The following is a 16,202-nucleotide window of genomic DNA, read 5'->3' on the forward strand; positions in this document are numbered from 1 at the left end:
TAGAATTAATATTTATGACGGTTCGTAATAAGGAAGATCTGGAAGCATTACAAAGGATTGGCAAGATCACTGCAGAGACCTTGATCAAGATGAGAGAAGCTGCTAAACCAGGAATTAGCACCAAAGAATTGGATCGTATTGCGTATTCTTATTTTTCTAAGTTTGGGGCGAGAAGCGCTCCTCAGCTCATGTATAAATTTCCAGGTTATACGTGTATTAGTTTAAACACTGAGATCGCTCATGGAATTCCAAGCGACCGTATCTTGAAAGAAGGGGACCTTCTGAATCTAGATGTGTCCTTGGAACTAAATGGATATTTTGCAGATACCGGTTTTACTCTGATTGTTGGAAAGGATGAAAAAGGTTTAAGCAGACTTTTAGACGTTTCTTCCGAAGCATTAAAGCTTGCTCTTTCAGGTGTAAAGACTGGAGAAAAACTGAATTCAATCGGAAGAACGATTGAGAATACGGCTAAGAAGAACGGATATAAAGTGATTCGTACCCTATGCGGACATGGGGTAGGAAAATCTCTCCATGAAGAACCATTCGATATTTGTAATTATTACGAACCTAGAGATAAACGAATTTTAAAATCGGGACAGGTCATTGCGGTGGAAACTTTTGTTTCAACTGGAGCAGAAGACTTCATAGAACAATCAGATGGATGGACTCTAAAAACTCCTGATGGTTCTTTTACTGCTCAGTTCGAGCATTCAGTAATCGTTACTGAAAATGGACCGATTATTTTAACAGCGGCATAAAAACAAAAATGATCACTATAATTTTAAACATACTTCCTATTCTGATATTCGTTCTGGTATTTACTATTGCCCTATGGGATAGGAAACAAAAGGAAACTTTTTCTATAAGATATTTTGGCTCCTTCTTCCCTGCTATTTTATCTGGAGAATTGAGATCTGATATTAACTCAGCGTCTGCTCAATTTGAAAAAGCAGGATATGCCGTTCAGAAAGAAGGAGATAAACTTCTTTTCCAAAACGCTTCTCAATTGGCGAAACATAGAAACTGGTTATGGTCTTTTGGTTATGCCAAGAAGACGGGGAATGGATCTGTTCAATACAAATTATTTATTAATTTAGGTTCTGTGCTCACTGTGCCTGCTGCATTATTTGTAGTGGCATTTTATGGAATGTTGGTGCAGAATAATATCCCGAAAGAGCAAGTTTCGATTGCGCCTTACTTTTTCCTTGGATTTGCATTTTTCTTTGCCATTGCTAGTTTTATTTCTCAAACAATCAAAGAGAGAAGTTTCCTTAAGAAAAATCTTTCTTAAAATTAGAAAATGTTAATACGGATCGTACTTATTCTTCTTTCCCTTTCCTCTATGTATGGTTTGGGATTGAGGATCGAAAAAAAGGAACTGGGTTCCTGGTCCAAATTTGTTCCAATCCTAGTGTTCGCATTCTTTTGGAATTTTGGGATACTTCCTTTATCTGTATTTTTTGCAGAAAATCTTTTAGGAGTATCTGAACTTGCGTTTGCAGCAATTTTTCTTTGTGCTGCTTCTCCGGGAGGAGCGTCTGGGGGATTGTTTGTATTAAGGGCAAAAGGAAATCCTGCATTAGGCGGAATGTTGATTGCGTTATTGAATGGTGCGAATACAGTTCTTACTCCTTTGATATTTTCTATCTACCAAGGTGGTTCTGGCTTTAACTTCGATCTTTTCCTAAAACTTTTTTTGATCGGAACATTTTTACAAGGTTTACCTTTGCTTCTTGGCTTATTAAGCAAATACTTCTTCCCTAAATTTTTCGACCCTATCGCTCCTTGGGTAGAGAAATTTAGTACATTTTGTTTGGTATTATCTATCTTACTTTTGATCTTTCAATACGGAGAATATGCGTTGAGTCTAGGCTGGATTGCTTGGATTGGTGCTGCGGTAGCGGTAGGACTTTCACTTCTTCCTGGGATCTTTTTATTTAATTCGACACAAGATATTAGAGCCTCCTTATCCATGGTTTCTGGGATCAGAAGTTTGTCATTGGCACTTCTTCTTGCGGAACTTCATCTCAAACAAAGCGAAACATTACTTACTGTTCTTATGTATGGAACAGTGATGTATTTAATTAGTGCGATAGCTGCAGAATTTTGGAATGGAAAGAAGAAGATCCAAACATGAATTTTTATTTGAATGCGTATTCTAAATCTAATTTTATAATAGATGTTTTAGTAATTATTACTTTTACTCTATTTCTTTTTGTATTCTTGGGAAATAAGAGAAAGTTTATCTTCACAAAAGAATGGGATCTTTCCTTTTATAAAAGAATTCTAATCCTATCCCTGATCTATCTGATCCTTGCGTCCACTATTCCTTTCTTTTTGGATGTAAGTTCTTTTATCCGAGTTAGGGTTGCTTGGACAATTTTGACGATCGCCTTCCCTCTGCTTGGTTTTCTTCATTTTGCGTTTTCTAAAAGAATTATTTTCTTATTTATTTCTCTCTTCTTAGTTTGTATTAAATTCTATTCCGAAGTTTGGGAACCGAATCATCTGGATGTCGAACATATCCAAATCCGGTCTGATAAGATTGTTTCTCCTATAAAAATTGTACACATCTCTGATCTGCAAACAGATGATATTAGGAACCTACATTTAAAAGTTAGAGATGAAGCGAATCGTTTTCAGCCGGATCTGATCTTGTTTACCGGGGACGTGATGAATCATGTATCTCTCTATCCGATCGTTACTTCTTATCTGAAAGAATTTAAATATAAGAATGGATTCTTTTTTGTTACTGGTGATGTGGATCACATTTTACGTTATACTGATTTTTCTTCTAAGACTGGATCAGTTCTTTGGGATCGTAAATCAAAGGTAATCCAGATCGGAGGAAATAAGATCGGCTTGATTGGATTAGGTTTACCTGATTATAGAAATAAAACTTTGATTTGGAGCCTGAAAAGGGAGATCCCTGAGGATATTTATTCGATTCTCATCAGTCATTATCCAGATTCTGTTCTTCATCAACCGAATGAAAAAGTGGATTTGATCCTAGCCGGACATACTCATGGCGGACAAGTCCAAGTTCCGTTTTTCGGTCCAATCCTAACTCTTTCCAGGGTTCCTCGACATATCGCGGCCGGGGGATTGAATGCCTATGAAAATACTGATATTATAGTAAGTAGGGGTTTAGGGGCAGAAGGTCATGTGGCTCCCAGAATTCGATTCGGTGCGAGACCACATTTAATTTTGTTGGAGCTTCTACCTGCAAATTCCGCAAAAGAAACCGTTAAAAACGGGATCTAAAATTTACTTAGAAAGGGTCCGATCCAATATGCGGCTCACGTTAGTCTTTCTATTCTGTTTGTTGGCTGTTTTTATAACCTGTCAGTCCGTAACTGTAGAATATCCTATGTACCCTCCAACAAAAGAGGGGAGGGACTTAAAACAATTCTTAAACGGTGTAAGAACGGTCGCTTTTGCTTTAGAGCCAATGAATTCCGAAATTTGGACCCATGAAAGTAATCGTTCCTTCGTATTGATGGTCCCAGGAAAAATTTATGAAAGTTTATCTCAAGATTCATATTTTAAAATTTTGGACCTGAAAGACAGACCTGATGTTCAGGAAGGAAAAGATCTTACTTTGGAAGGAATACATAAGAACAGAAAGAGGATCGGAGAAGTATTAGATGCGGATGCAATTTTATTCGTTTCCGTCAAACAACCTGAGTCCCAATGTTACGTGGAAAGAAAAATGGACTATCTTGCTCTTGGGATGGCGGTTCTTAGGGTCGCTGCTGCAGGAAAAGATAGAGATAGGCAATTAAGTAGAGCAGCTGCTTCTCTAGTAAATGATCCGATTGTAAAACCCACAGGTGTCCGAAAAGTTTATATCCCGATAGAAGCAAATTTAATCCGGGTAGATTCCGGAGAAATGATGAAGACTACTCTCAGCAAACCTTCTATCATATACAATGGGGTAGGTGACGTTAGTTGTCCTAGTATGCTTCCATCTCTTTCTACTGCTTTAGATGAATCCATCTCCGAAATACAAAGAAGGCTTTCTCCTAAAGTAGAGTCTGAAGATATTTCTATATTTACAGAAGATGAAAATCCTGAAGTAGAAGCGCTTCTTTTAGAAGGGTATGAAGAGATCACCGGAGATAATCCGAATTTCCAGAGAGCTAAAATTTCTTGGGAGAAAGCCGATCAAAAAGCGAAAGGAAAATCCTGGGCAGCTAAAGCGAATTTAGCTACGTATTATTTCTCGGAAGGGGATTACCAAAAAGCGATCCAATTTTATGATGAGGCAATCCGCTTGGGTGGTCCTGAAGATGATTATCTGAAGGAGTTGAAAGAATTGATGGCGCCTCCTCAGATAGAAGAAGAGGCAACCGAAAAATAAAGATCGATTAAGGTAGGGCTCCGTCTTGTATCCAACGATAAGCGGCCTTTTCGAAATGATCGGTTCCAAAGGCATGCATCTTTCCTCCTTTGGTCAAATATCTATAGAGCACGCTGCTTTCTGGACTTCCCGGAACTACTCTGGCATGAACTTCCTTATAACTTAGAATATCGAAAGGCCCGTCTCCTGGATGACATTTGGAACAAAGAGTAACGGAACCGTATGCTTCCAAAATGCAAAAGGAAGAAGGTTTCGCGTGTATATCACATGGTTTCGCTTTCTCTCCTTGGTAAACCGGACCTTTTGAGCAACAAAATAGAAAGAATGATAAAAAGATAAATAATGTTTTTATGATATGATTTGGCATTTGATTCTCCTGGGATAAAAAAAGACCGGAGAAACAAATGTTTCTCCGGTCGAAGAGGATACGTCTTTAATATCTAAATGGGCCGATATAACCGACGTAAGAAGGGTACAAATTATCCCCGTAAGCAGGGATAGTAGGAGATCCTTCATCCACATTATGCGCGGACCAGGATTTTTTGGAATTGGTCATGTCGTTTTCACCGTAAGGGTGTTGGGTGACAACTGTGAGATAACTCCAACCGTTCAAGTTCTTATAAAAATAAGGAGAAGTGGTCTCCGAGCCGTAAGGAGTTGTCCAGATGCGGGTCAGGGTTTTTGTGCTAACATTATATGCGAAAGTTGCATCGTTCTGATGTTCGCCGGTATTTGTATCTTCCCCTATGATCAGGATATTTGAGTTCTCCATGAATGCTACGTTATCCGGGTTTGCAATAGAACTCGCTTTGCAGGTATTACTTACATCAGCACCGTAAGCTAAATATCCGAAGTCGGAGACAGACGCGGCCTGTCCCATAACTTCACCCGCCATATTGAATGCCACAAAGGAACTATCGATATGATCCCCCAATGTATCCTGTCTTCCGCCGCCTAGATCCAGGGAGTAAACTCCGCCGCAAGGATTTGAAGGTAACTGGATATCTCCGGAAGAATCAATCATTCCCGCTTTCAAGCTGCTCATCGCAACATAAAGTTTGGATGCGTTGGTATTATACGTTATACCTTCTTCCTTATTGAATTCTATGCTGGCACCTTTTAAGGCAGCGTATCTTCTGGTTTCCAATCTGGATGCGAGTATTTCTATGCTTGCGCCAGTGGTGAAATTACCTGTTTTTAACTTGAGGCATTCTTTTCCGCTGCCTTCCACTTCGATATATTTGTATCCGCTTGCAACTGTGCAAGAACCCGGAGTAGAACCGTCGAAAGCGCCATCTGCTTCGAACATATTCGAGAATGTGATCCCGGAATTAATAGCTGTTACGATCTCGGTGTCGGTAGAATGTCCCAAATTGATCCAGCTGATATCCGCAGAACCTCCGTTAGTTGCCGACTTCTGTGTCCATTTTGCGGCATAAAGAGTTCCTGAAGTTAGGTCCTTTTTATGGTCTGCAACGAAGAAGAACAAGCCTACGTTAGCTCCATCATCGGCAAGATATACTGATCTTTCGTCAGGTAGTACTTTCGCTAATTCGTGAGCGAATCTTCCCATTGCGAAATGTTTTGCCACGGAAGTATCCCCGTTTGAATTTAGAATCTTAACTTCCGGGATCCAGCCGTAACGATAAGGATTCGCTGCCTCTGCACCTAGATAGGCAGGATAATAATTCATATTGGTCGCAGAATTTGCTTTAGCAGCATTAGGTTCGTATTCTTCCGAGCCTAAATGAGTGTTCCAAGGAGAAACGCTTCCCGCGCAAGGAATATAGATCCCTTTTACTCCGGACATATCCACATGTTTGGTCGAATCTACACTTAACGTTCCGGTCACCAGATCCTGGCTTAGTTTACTGATATACATACTTCCGACCACATCTTCGAAATGAGTGATCATAAAGATGGAACCGTCTACTTGGATCAAGGAACTGAAATCGGAAGACATACTCGGGCCGTTTTGGCCTGTTCCTCCATTCCTAAATGTATATCCTATTGCGGTTCCGTTTGGTATAGCGGTGCCAGTCATGTCCATGGGAATGCCGAAGGTTCCGGTTCCCTTTGTTTCTCCAGAGCGGATCAGATTGACATAGGATATTGACTGCTCTATATCGTTAACCGTAATCGTTGCGGAAACTTGATGTGTGGACTTTTGAGCGGCTGTGGACGGAAAGTCCGCCTCTTCGAAAGAGACATCCCGAAAGGAATTTGCTCCTGCTCCTAAAAGCGCCAACGCTGCGTTGCCTTCTCCCTTATCTGCGACACAATTTTCCGCAAATAAGATAGGAAGGATAAGACTAACTAAAAGAATCGAATGGTGTATCTTTGAAAATTTTTTCTTTTCGTGAATTAAATTTTTCATTTTCGAAAACCTCCTGTTCGGCTGAAGGAATTTTCTAATTCTAACTTCTCGCCTAATGGAAAGTTAATGTGAACCGGAATCGTTTCTAAGGGATTACAAAACGGGAAAATTTAGATCAGATCTAAAATCCGTTTTGTCAAAAAGGGAAAGTTTGAAGGAGAATATATATTACAAATTTATGAAATGAAAGACGAATGAGCGAATCACGTTTCGATTACGAACAACTCTTTTTGTAATAAGCCGACTAAATCGCGATAAAGATGGCGTATTAAAAGGGAGAAAATTAACCTCTCCCTTTTTCACCTCTTCTTAAAAAAGCAGGAATATCATAATCTTCTTTCATATTTCCGGAAGGATTTTTGGATTTGAGAGCTCTATATGCTTCCGGGTCATTGCTAATCCTTTCCGGTTCTGTTTTGAAGCTTGGGCGAGGCTCTTCCATTTCAGGAAGTCCTACCACTTTTCTTTGAGGTTGAGATTGTAATTTTGGAACGGATCCGATACTTGCCGCCCTTTTATTAAAACCTGTAGCGATCACAGTGATACGAATTCTTTTTTCCAGATCAGCATCTTCCGTTAAGCCTATGATGATATTTGCGTTAGGATCCACTTGGGAAGTGATGATCTGAGATACTTCATTCCAATCGGAAATAGTAAGATCGGTTCCGCCTGTGACATTGATTAAAAGAGACGTTGCACCTGCGATAGAGCGAGAATCCAATAGAGCATTATCGATCGCAAAGTTCACAGCTTCGGAGACTTTGTTTTCTCCGTAACCTTCTCCCACTCCCATGACTGCGTCACCGGTATCTCTCATGATGGCTTTTACATCCGCAAAATCTACGTTGATGATTCCAGGATTGTTTACGATATCACTGATTCCTCTAACTGCATTTAGAAGAATATCATCTATCACTCTGAATGCTTGGTCGATAGGAGTATCTCTTTCTACTACTTGAAAGATGGATTCATTATTTACTAAAATTAAAGTATCAACATAAGAGCGTAGTTGTTCCACTCCTCTTTTGGCGAGTTCCATTCTTCTTTTTCCTTCGAATGAAAAAGGAATGGTGACCACTCCGACTACTAAACATTTTTGTTCTTTTGCGATCTTTGCAACGATAGGTGCTGCACCAGTTCCGGTTCCGCCTCCCATCCCAGCAGTTACGAAGACCATGTCCGCACCTTGGATTACAGATACGATTTTTTCTTTGTCTTCTTCTGCTGCTCTTGCGCCTAACTCAGGATCTCCTCCTGCGCCCATTCCTCTTGTGGTCTTGGAACCTAATGCAATTTTACCTTCTATCTCGGAACGTTTTAATACCTGTTCATCGGTATTCATGATGACGTATTCCACACCTCTTAGGCTGGAGTTCGCCATTCTTGCGACTGCGTTCATTCCGCCGCCGCCGATTCCTAAAACTTTAATAATAGCAGGGTTTGATTTTTCTTCTTCTTCGAAACGTAACATGATCACTCCCTTAGAGGTTTTCCTCTATCCATCTCCGAATTTTTTTGCCCCAGGTTTCGCTTCTATCCTGGGATTTTCTTTCCATGTCCCCTAATCTGGAGGCGTATTTGATAAGTCCGACCGCTGTAGCAAATTCAGGAGAAGATACTCTGTCCGAAAGACCGGAAAGTCCTGCAGGCCTTGCACGAGTTACCGTTAGGCGAAACACGTCCTCTGCCAGACTTTCTATTCCTTCTAAGAGGCTTCCTCCTCCCGTGAGGATGACTCCTCCGGCGAGAAATGATTTTTTCCCGGACTTAATAAGTTCTGCATCCACCATTTCGAAAATTTCTCGCATACGAGGTTCGATTACATGAACTAGTTCTTCTCTCAAAACTGTTCTGGCCGGTCTTCCGCTGATCGGTGGGATCTCTACTGTTTCAGTCGGATCAATTTCTTCTAATGAACAATGACCGAATCTCTTTTTTACAAGCTCGGCAGTTTCGATTGTGGTTTTTAAACCGATGGAAAGATCAGAAGTAACATTATATCCACCAAATGGGATTACGGAAGAATAAGCTATCCCTCCGTCCACGTAAACGATCAGATCACAGATTCCTGCGCCTATATCTAATACTGCGGTGCCAAGATCTTTTTCCCCGGAAGTTAAAACTGCATCGGAAGAAGCAAGACTTGAAAGAACTCTTGTCTCTTCTGCCAAACCTGCCGCTTCGATACATTTTTCTAAATTATGAAGTGCTGTTAGACCGGCTGTCACTATATGGACTTCCGCTTCTAAACGAACTCCAGTCATTCCGATCGGATCTTTGATAGAAGTTTGGTCGTCCACTGAGAATTCTTTAGAAAGAACGTGTAAAATTTCTTGGTCAGCCGGAACTCGAACTGCTTGTGCAGCTTCTATCACTCTGACTATATCCGGTTCGGTCACCACTCTATCTCTATTGGTGATTGCAACCACTCCCTTGGAATTGTCCGCACGAACAGATTTGCCAGTCACATTCACAACAACATAACCGATCTCTTGTCCACACATGAGTTCCGCTTCACTCACGGCTTCTATGATGGAACGAGTGGTTGCTTCTATATTGATAATGGATCCGTTTTTAATTCCGGAAGAAGGAAACATTCCCGTTCCGATAATTTCAGTTTCGTATTCGGAGATAGGACGTCCTACCACCACTTTTGTAAGTGCTGATCCGAGATCCAGAGAGACTATGATTCTTTCAGAAGATTCCATATTCTTAATGGTAGACCGCGTCTTCTCCTCGTATGTCCACGAGTTTAGGGCGGACTTTTTCTTTTTCAAGATATGCTAATACAGCGTATAACTTTCTGACCTGCTCGGTTTGGAATAAGGTCCCAACTTGTACGCGGACCGAAAGAGGAGTGTCAGAGTAGACAAAAATTTCTCCATCCTCATGCAAGGATACTTCTGAGATACGGGTCTTCAGTGCCGGATAAGAACGAAATGCATTTTCCACGGAAGTATGAAGGTCTTTGAATGCAGCACCGACTACTTCTCCTTTTTCTCTCGGGAATGTTCCGGAAAGTACTGTGAGTCCTTGGCTTCGAACATCATCCATGGAAAGTATTTTTAGATCTGAATCGATCTCGAAAAGATGACCGTCCGAGTTCACGAGATAACTTGGCTTTCTTTCGGTGATCTCCACCAGTAATTGGTCGTCCGTTTTTTTTTCCAAATGAGCGGATTTGATTCTGGGGTGTGAGGTAAGTCGGTGTTCCATTTGGCCGAGGTCGTAATTTTCGAAAGAGGTTCCCGGTTGGATACCCATGATCTGAACTATTTCTTCCGTTCTAAGAGTTTCGTGTCCTGTCAGTATGAGTTTATTCAACTCCTGGGGAAGGGTCCCCCTCCTAAATCCCCAGCCTAGAGTGCTCGCCAATAGAAAGAGGAAGGCCAGAAGCCACCAACTCGTTCTTTTTTGAACGGATTCTTTCAAAAAGTCAATTATATTATGTCTCATAGGCGTTTGGAGCGGGTTTTTTCTTCCTTTCCCTTAGAATTATCGGGAAATTCTCCAAAATTTCGCCCATCTATTTTTGATTTAGTAGGATTTAGTTGATCCGAATCCAAAGCCGAAGTTTCTAATAGTAGAAAGTATGAAATTTCCGATCCCTTCTCCCATTCATCTAGGTTTCGTTTTCTTTTGTGCTTTTTTCGTACTCTTGTACCAATCAGTGATCGAAAGATCCGGTTCGGAAGAAGATTATCCTTATACTTTAAAAATTTATTATCCAAAGTCCCAAGGTATTCGCCCTGGAACTCCGGTCAGCATTTTAGGATTGGAGAGGGGAATTGTTCGAGATGTAGATGTGGTTGGGATAGAAGAAGTTCCCGACAAAAGATTTTTGGATAAGAATAGGACCAAGGCGGTAGAGATTACTATCCGTCTTGCTGAACCGATCACATTGTATTCAAACTATGATATTAGTTTTAGGACAGCTACTGTTCTATCCGGAAGGACTATAGATATTAATCCTGGAAATGCGGAAGAAGATTCCAAACAGGCCTTCTTCAAGCCAACGTACAAGGAAGAGGAAGATTTCCGTCCTGATTTTGCTCCTTCTGCTAGATACTATGATGACTTTTTTGCAGCATCCACTGGTGTGATCCGAGAAAATAAACAAGATATAACTTTGATGTTCGCAAACATGGAAGAGATCTCTTACAAACTCAAAAGTAGTAACGGTTCCGTTCCAAGATTCATAAACGATCCGGACACCTATGATAATCTGGCCGAGACATTGACAGATATGAGAATTTTAGGGGACGATGCCAGAAGGTATGTAGAAGGATACCGCAAGTTAGAAAGAAGTGCTCCTATTCCTTTCTCCATCAATTTATATCGTAGGACCACCATCATCGGTGGGATTTCCAGCGATTTCTATTTGAATAGGCTATAACTCCGGTTGTAACCACTTCGAAAAGGCGGGGACAAACTAGGCTACCCTGCCGATCCTAGTATCTATGAAAGTCGCAGTGATCCATGATTGGCTGAATGGGATGAGAGGAGGAGAGATCGTTCTCGATTCTATCCTAAAAGTATTTCCGGATGCAGATCTATTTACCCTTTTTTATGAAAAAGGAAAGTTAAACGAAAGAATAGAAAATAGAAAGATCGTAACGGCATTCACTGATAGGCTTCCTTTCAAATCCAAATACCGTTGGTATCTTCCTTTATTTCCTACTGCGATAGAGTCCTTGGATCTAAGAGGATATGATCTGATAGTATCTTCTTCTCATTGTGTTGCAAAAGGTGTGATTCCGGATCCGGATGCGATCCATATTAGCTATGTACATTCTCCCATGAGATACGTTTGGGATCTTTATTATGATTATTTCCCTGCGAGAAGCGGTTTGAAGTTTTTAGCATTCGAGTTTGTTTCCAATTATCTTCGCACCTGGGACTCCGTTTCTTCTAACAGAGTGGATTCATTTTTATGCAACTCTGAGTTTGTTGCGAGAAGGATCCAAAAGTTTTATAGAAGGGATTCCAAAGTTGTTTATCCTCCGTGTTTGCCTAAAGGGTTTCAGGTAAAGGCGGGGAAGAAGGAAAACTTCGACCTAATCGTTTCCGCATTTGCTCCTTATAAACGGATCGACTTAGCGATAGAGGCATATCGAAAGAACGGAAGGCCTCTTAAAATTTTAGGGAGCGGCCAAGAATATAAGAAACTCATAAAGGACCTTCCACCCAATGTGGAAATCCTGCCTCATAGGCCAAGGAATGAAGTGCAAGAGTATATGGCCAAGGCAAAGACATTCATTTTTCCTGGAATGGAAGATTTCGGGATCGCACCTGTTGAGGCCCAGGGGTATTGTACACCTGTTCTGGCATACGCAAAGGGTGGGGCTCTAGAAACGGTAGTTTCTGGAAAGACCGGGCTATTCTTCAAAGAGCAAACTGTAGAGGCATTGAACTCTGCCTTGGCCGAATCCGACCGAAAAGAATGGAAATCTAAGGACTTTCAGGCCTCGGTAAACCGTTTTACGGAGGAAAAATTCATCATCCAAATCCAAAAGACGGTCGAGACTATAAACAAGAACTCTGGAAAAAGGAGGGGCGTTTGATTACTTTGCATAGATTAAAAGGAAATGAATTCGTTCTAAACGCCTCTCATATAGAATGTATCGAGGCCAATCCGGATACTACGATCACTTTGTCTAATGATAGAAAATATGTGGTCCAGGAAAGTATACCCGAAGTGATCGAAAAAATTTTGGAGTTCAAAAAACGAGTGCTGGTGTTTCCTTTGGGTTCCGCGCCGGATCAATTTAAGAGGGCAGATTAAACTACAATGGATATAGCTACAATCATAGGTTTCGGCTCTGCAGTCGTAGTATTCGCTTTCGGGATTCTTTCCGCCGGATTGAACCCGATCGATATCGTGGACGTACCTTCCGTATTGATCACATTCGGAGGAGCTACCGCTTGTACGGTGATGGCTGTACCTTGGCAAAATACTTTGGAATTGGGCAAGGTAACTCGTAAAGCTTTTAGAGAAGAAAAAAGCGATCTAATCGGACTTATTAAAACATTAGTTTCTTTCTCCGAGAAAGCAAGGAGAGAAGGTCTACTCGCGTTAGAAGATGACGTGAACGAACTTCCTGAAGAATTTTTAAGAAAGGGAATTACCCTGGTCGTGGACGGAACAGACCCTGAACTCGTTCGCAATATTATGGAAACTGAAATGAGTAATATTGCCTCCAGACATGGCGCGGGAAAGGCCTGGTGGGAAAACTGGGGGGCACTTGCTCCAGCATTCGGGATGATCGGAACTCTGATCGGACTCGTTCAGATGTTAAAGAACCTTGGATCCGGAGACGCGAGTGCGATCGGAACAGGGATGGCGGCGGCCTTGATCACAACATTGTATGGATCCATGGGAGCAAACATGATTGCGATCCCGATCATGAAAAAACTCATGCGTAAATCCGAAGACGAACTATTAGTAAGACAGATCATGATAGAAGGAACACTCTCCATACAATCAGGAGATAACCCTCGTATCGTAAAAGACAAACTCGCAAGTTATCTGCCACCTGGCGAACGCGGCGTTCTAAAAGACGAAAACGATTAAGATTTATTTCGGAAGAAGAATATGGCAAAACAGAAATGTCCAGAATGTATCCAGAATATTCCAGAGTACATGCTTACTTATGGAGACATGGTTACACTTCTTCTTTGCTTCTTCATTATGTTATACCGTACAGGTAAGACGAATGCGATAGAGATGCAGATCATTCTATCCGCGTTCAAGACCACTACTGGTTTTTTTGACGGTGGACAAACTCTTTCCAAAGGAAAATTGGAAGAGATGGGGATGAATATAGAAAGTCTTCCATCCATGACTACTGGAAAGGCTCTTTCTAAGTCCAAGAAAACTGCCACAGAATTATTCAAACCTGAGATAGAAGCAGGGAAAGTGAGAGTCACTGAAGACGAAAGAGGTCTTGTGATCAGTTTAGTAGGAGCCGATTATTTTAACCCAGGTTCTGCAATTTTACAGGAACCGATCAAGGGCACATTAAAAAAAGCCAGCGGACTCATTAAGGGACTCGAAAGATTCGTAAGGGTAGAAGGTCACTGCGACGCTGATGCAGTGTTGCCCGGCGCCAACCCGAGCAGGGAAGAAAGAACATACTTAAACAACTGGGATCTTGCAGGAGCAAGAGCGATCAACTCCACGGATTATATCGTCGGAGTAGGAAAGTTGGATCCGAGTTGGTTCCAAGCTGTGAGTTTCGGATCTTATAGACCTTTGGTTGTGGAGAACCAGGGAACACCTGAAGCAAAAGCATTCAATAGAAGAATCGATATCGTAATTTTAACGGAAAAATCCACCAAACGAAGCGACTACGAATCCAATTTCGGCTTACCAAAAAGCCGCGTTCCAGGTTCAGAAACTTCCACCGAAAGTGGATTATAGTAGAGTAAAAGGAGAATACCCATGGGCGATCCCGAAATAGACGAGGAAGAAGGCGGTTTACCCGCGGCGGATGCCGGCGCCGGCTCGTCTCCGCTCATCAAATGGCTGATCTATATTGCCGGTGCTGTATTCGGAATTATTATAGTTGTACTTGTTTCCATGTTTGTTGCGAAACAGGCTGCGACTAGTACCTTCCGTGAAATGAAAAACGTAGCCTTAGTAAAACCTCCTCCGCCACTCATGACCTTCCAGTTCCAGGAAGAGTTCAGGATCAATACTGCGGATAAAGGTGAGACTCACTTTGTTAAGATGAAATTGTCTTTCGGAGTTGCAAGGGACGATGCTAAGATCACTGCGGAACTTGCGGAAAGGATCGCTCAGATGAGAGACTTGGTAAACCTAATTATAGGAAGAAAAACCAAGGACGATCTCATCGATGTAGAAGATCAGTTGGATCTGAGAGAAGAAATAAAAGCTCAGATCAATCATATTCTCTCCGACGGAAAGATCCAAGAAGTTTACTTCACAGAATTTATCGTCAACTAATGACAAAACCGAAAATCCTCGGGGTCATACCCGCAAGATATGGAAGTTCCCGATTTCCTGGTAAACCATTAGCCAAGATCGGGGATCTTCCTATGATCGCTTGGACATATAAGAATTCTTTAAAGTCTTCTCTTTTACATGATGTTGTAGTTGCTACTGACGACGAAAGGATCTTGCAAATCGTTTCCGAGAATGGTGGTAAGGCAGTAATGACTTCTGCCGATCATCCTTCGGGAACGGATAGGATCAGAGAAGTTACACTCAAATATCCCGACTCCGGAATTATAATCAATATCCAAGGTGACGAACCCGGAATAGAATCTGAACTTATTGACGGAGTAGCAAAGCTTAAACTGGAAAGACCGGATTGGGCGATGAGCACCGCAGCGGTTCAATTAGAAGAAAACGAGATCCAAGATCCGAATAGGGTTAAGGTGGTCTTAGACAAAAATGGAAGAGCGTTATACTTCTCCCGTTCTGCCATCCCGAGCCAATTTAAAAAGACAGTACCTGCCTATAGACATCTGGGGATCTACGGATACGATAGAGACTTCTTACTCGGATATCCTGATCTTCCTCCAAGCGCTTTAGAAGAATCTGAATCACTAGAGCAATTGAGAGCAATGGAAGCTGGACATTCTATAGGAGTGTATATAGCAAGTCGCGCAGCATTGAGCGTAGACACTCCTGAAGATCTGGAACTAGTAGTGGAAGATTTTAAGAAGAAGGGACTGATCCCTTAACTGAGAGCTTCTTGCAGGGTGTTGTGGATTAAAACGAAATCCGTTAGACCAACTATATCCATTACTTTTCTGAAATGATCGTTTAGACCTGCAAATTCGATTTTGGAAGAAGATTCACTTGCTTTGGTGATCAAACTGATCAAGGTAGCAAGTCCTGCCGAATTGATGTAAGACGTTCCGTGGAAATTCAAAATTACCCTGGTCCTACGTTGTTCGGGGATAGATTGGTATTTTCCTAAAATTTCGTCATCCGCCTCGGAGGTAATTTCTCCAGAGATATGGATTACCGGGACATTAGGTTCAAGATCCACGTTTATTTTGAATTCGTCAGACATCTGCCTTATTTAGCACAAAAGACCTTCCCTCTCGAAGACAGTCAATCCCGTTTCCTTGGAAAAACCGACCGCCTACTAGAAGTAATCCGTCAAACGTAGTGCTCTAGCTCCTCCGGAGAAAGTCTGTCGAAAATCTGGCCGCATTGGGAACATTGAAATGAAACTGTGGTAGGTTTGGAAGAAATCCCGAAAAGGATCAAAAACCAGGCCCAATTACCGTAAGTTTTCACCTCTCTGGAAAGAGGGGATTTTCTGTCCGTTCCGCAACTGTCGCAATGTGGTAAAGAAGAGGATTGGCTCACAAAGCTAGGTTGAAATGGGGGTGGAAAACTTCCAGAAGAAAAGTCCGACCATAAAAACTATTCTGAAAAAACGGGGTCGAAATTCCTAAAAAATTTAGGAATTTCTAAAT

The 16,202-nt window shown here is 41.6% G+C and carries 19 protein-coding genes; 12 read left to right on the forward strand and 7 right to left on the reverse strand.

The window, feature by feature from the left end; translation table 11 throughout:
* The first annotated feature begins 14 nt into the window (after window positions 1-14).
* Genes map through CH377_RS05430 form a run of 5 tightly spaced genes read left to right on the forward strand, consistent with a single transcriptional unit; the run spans window position 15 to window position 4,366 of the window.
* Window positions 15-761, forward strand: a complete 747-nt coding sequence (gene map, locus CH377_RS05410; RefSeq protein ID WP_100722740.1) for a type I methionyl aminopeptidase — start codon at window positions 15-17, stop codon at window positions 759-761.
* 8 nt (window positions 762-769) lie between these two features.
* A complete protein-coding gene (locus CH377_RS05415; protein WP_100722741.1) occupies window positions 770-1,294 on the forward strand; it encodes a hypothetical protein in 525 nt (174 codons plus the stop codon).
* 9 nt (window positions 1,295-1,303) lie between these two features.
* Window positions 1,304-2,140, forward strand: coding sequence for a bile acid:sodium symporter (locus CH377_RS05420; RefSeq protein ID WP_100722742.1), 837 nt, complete (start codon window positions 1,304-1,306; stop codon window positions 2,138-2,140).
* A complete protein-coding gene (locus CH377_RS05425) occupies window positions 2,137-3,267 on the forward strand; it encodes a metallophosphoesterase (RefSeq protein WP_100722743.1) in 1,131 nt (376 codons plus the stop codon). Before CH377_RS05420 ends, CH377_RS05425 begins: the two co-directional genes overlap by 4 nt.
* A gap of 28 nt (window positions 3,268-3,295) precedes the next feature.
* Window positions 3,296-4,366 carry a lipoprotein LipL41 gene (locus CH377_RS05430; RefSeq protein ID WP_100722744.1) on the forward strand — a complete coding sequence of 357 codons (1,071 nt, stop codon included), beginning with the start codon at window positions 3,296-3,298 and terminating at the stop codon, window positions 4,364-4,366.
* A gap of 7 nt (window positions 4,367-4,373) precedes the next feature.
* Here CH377_RS05430 and CH377_RS05435 read toward each other — a convergent pair whose 3' ends face one another.
* From CH377_RS05435 to CH377_RS05455, 5 genes are all read right to left on the reverse strand, one after another.
* Entirely contained in the window at window positions 4,374-4,733 is a 360-nt protein-coding gene (locus CH377_RS05435; RefSeq protein ID WP_100722745.1) for an LIC11213 family lipoprotein, read from the reverse strand.
* Between the two features lie 66 nt (window positions 4,734-4,799).
* Entirely contained in the window at window positions 4,800-6,743 is a 1,944-nt protein-coding gene (locus CH377_RS05440; RefSeq protein ID WP_100722746.1) for a PhoX family protein, read from the reverse strand.
* A gap of 283 nt (window positions 6,744-7,026) precedes the next feature.
* Entirely contained in the window at window positions 7,027-8,214 is a 1,188-nt protein-coding gene (gene ftsZ / locus CH377_RS05445; protein ID WP_100722747.1) for a cell division protein FtsZ, read from the reverse strand.
* 10 nt (window positions 8,215-8,224) lie between these two features.
* Window positions 8,225-9,451, reverse strand: a complete 1,227-nt coding sequence (gene ftsA / locus CH377_RS05450) for a cell division protein FtsA (protein ID WP_100722748.1) — start codon at window positions 9,449-9,451, stop codon at window positions 8,225-8,227.
* 4 nt (window positions 9,452-9,455) lie between these two features.
* Window positions 9,456-10,199: a cell division protein FtsQ/DivIB gene (locus tag CH377_RS05455; RefSeq protein WP_100722749.1), complete on the reverse strand. Its 744-nt coding sequence runs from the start codon at window positions 10,197-10,199 to the stop codon at window positions 9,456-9,458.
* A 136-nt stretch (window positions 10,200-10,335) separates the two neighbouring features.
* Here CH377_RS05455 and CH377_RS05460 point away from each other — a divergent pair, with 136 nt between their 5' ends.
* From CH377_RS05460 to kdsB, 7 genes are all read left to right on the forward strand, one after another.
* Window positions 10,336-11,139 (forward strand): MlaD family protein, encoded by an 804-nt coding sequence (locus tag CH377_RS05460; protein WP_100722750.1) that lies wholly within the window; start codon window positions 10,336-10,338, stop codon window positions 11,137-11,139.
* Between the two features lie 64 nt (window positions 11,140-11,203).
* On the forward strand, window positions 11,204-12,307 hold the full coding sequence (locus tag CH377_RS05465; RefSeq protein ID WP_165780481.1) for a glycosyltransferase: 1,104 nt from the start codon (window positions 11,204-11,206) through the stop codon (window positions 12,305-12,307).
* Window positions 12,304-12,528, forward strand: a complete 225-nt coding sequence (locus tag CH377_RS05470) for a flagellar FlbD family protein (protein ID WP_100706477.1) — start codon at window positions 12,304-12,306, stop codon at window positions 12,526-12,528. The genes CH377_RS05465 and CH377_RS05470 overlap by 4 nt, the downstream gene beginning before the upstream one ends.
* 6 nt (window positions 12,529-12,534) lie before the next feature.
* On the forward strand, window positions 12,535-13,317 hold the full coding sequence (locus CH377_RS05475) for a motility protein A (protein ID WP_100722752.1): 783 nt from the start codon (window positions 12,535-12,537) through the stop codon (window positions 13,315-13,317).
* A gap of 21 nt (window positions 13,318-13,338) precedes the next feature.
* Window positions 13,339-14,166, forward strand: coding sequence for a flagellar motor protein MotB (gene motB / locus CH377_RS05480; RefSeq protein ID WP_100722753.1), 828 nt, complete (start codon window positions 13,339-13,341; stop codon window positions 14,164-14,166).
* 21 nt (window positions 14,167-14,187) lie between these two features.
* Complete coding sequence (locus CH377_RS05485) at window positions 14,188-14,712, forward strand: flagellar basal body-associated FliL family protein (protein ID WP_008591739.1); 525 nt, start codon at window positions 14,188-14,190, stop codon at window positions 14,710-14,712.
* On the forward strand, window positions 14,712-15,455 hold the full coding sequence (gene kdsB, locus CH377_RS05490; RefSeq protein WP_100722754.1) for a 3-deoxy-manno-octulosonate cytidylyltransferase: 744 nt from the start codon (window positions 14,712-14,714) through the stop codon (window positions 15,453-15,455). Before CH377_RS05485 ends, kdsB begins: the two co-directional genes overlap by 1 nt.
* Here the strand turns inward: kdsB and CH377_RS05495 are convergent.
* Complete coding sequence (locus CH377_RS05495) at window positions 15,452-15,790, reverse strand: STAS domain-containing protein (RefSeq protein WP_020769614.1); 339 nt, start codon at window positions 15,788-15,790, stop codon at window positions 15,452-15,454. The two genes, kdsB and CH377_RS05495, sit on opposite strands and share 4 nt — an antisense overlap.
* An 89-nt stretch (window positions 15,791-15,879) precedes the next feature.
* Window positions 15,880-16,092, reverse strand: coding sequence for a hypothetical protein (locus tag CH377_RS05500; protein WP_086447183.1), 213 nt, complete (start codon window positions 16,090-16,092; stop codon window positions 15,880-15,882).
* Between the last annotated feature and the right edge of the window lie 110 nt (window positions 16,093-16,202).

The organism is Leptospira haakeii (assembly GCF_002812045.1).
Taxonomy (GTDB): Bacteria; Spirochaetota; Leptospiria; order Leptospirales; family Leptospiraceae; genus Leptospira_B; species Leptospira_B haakeii.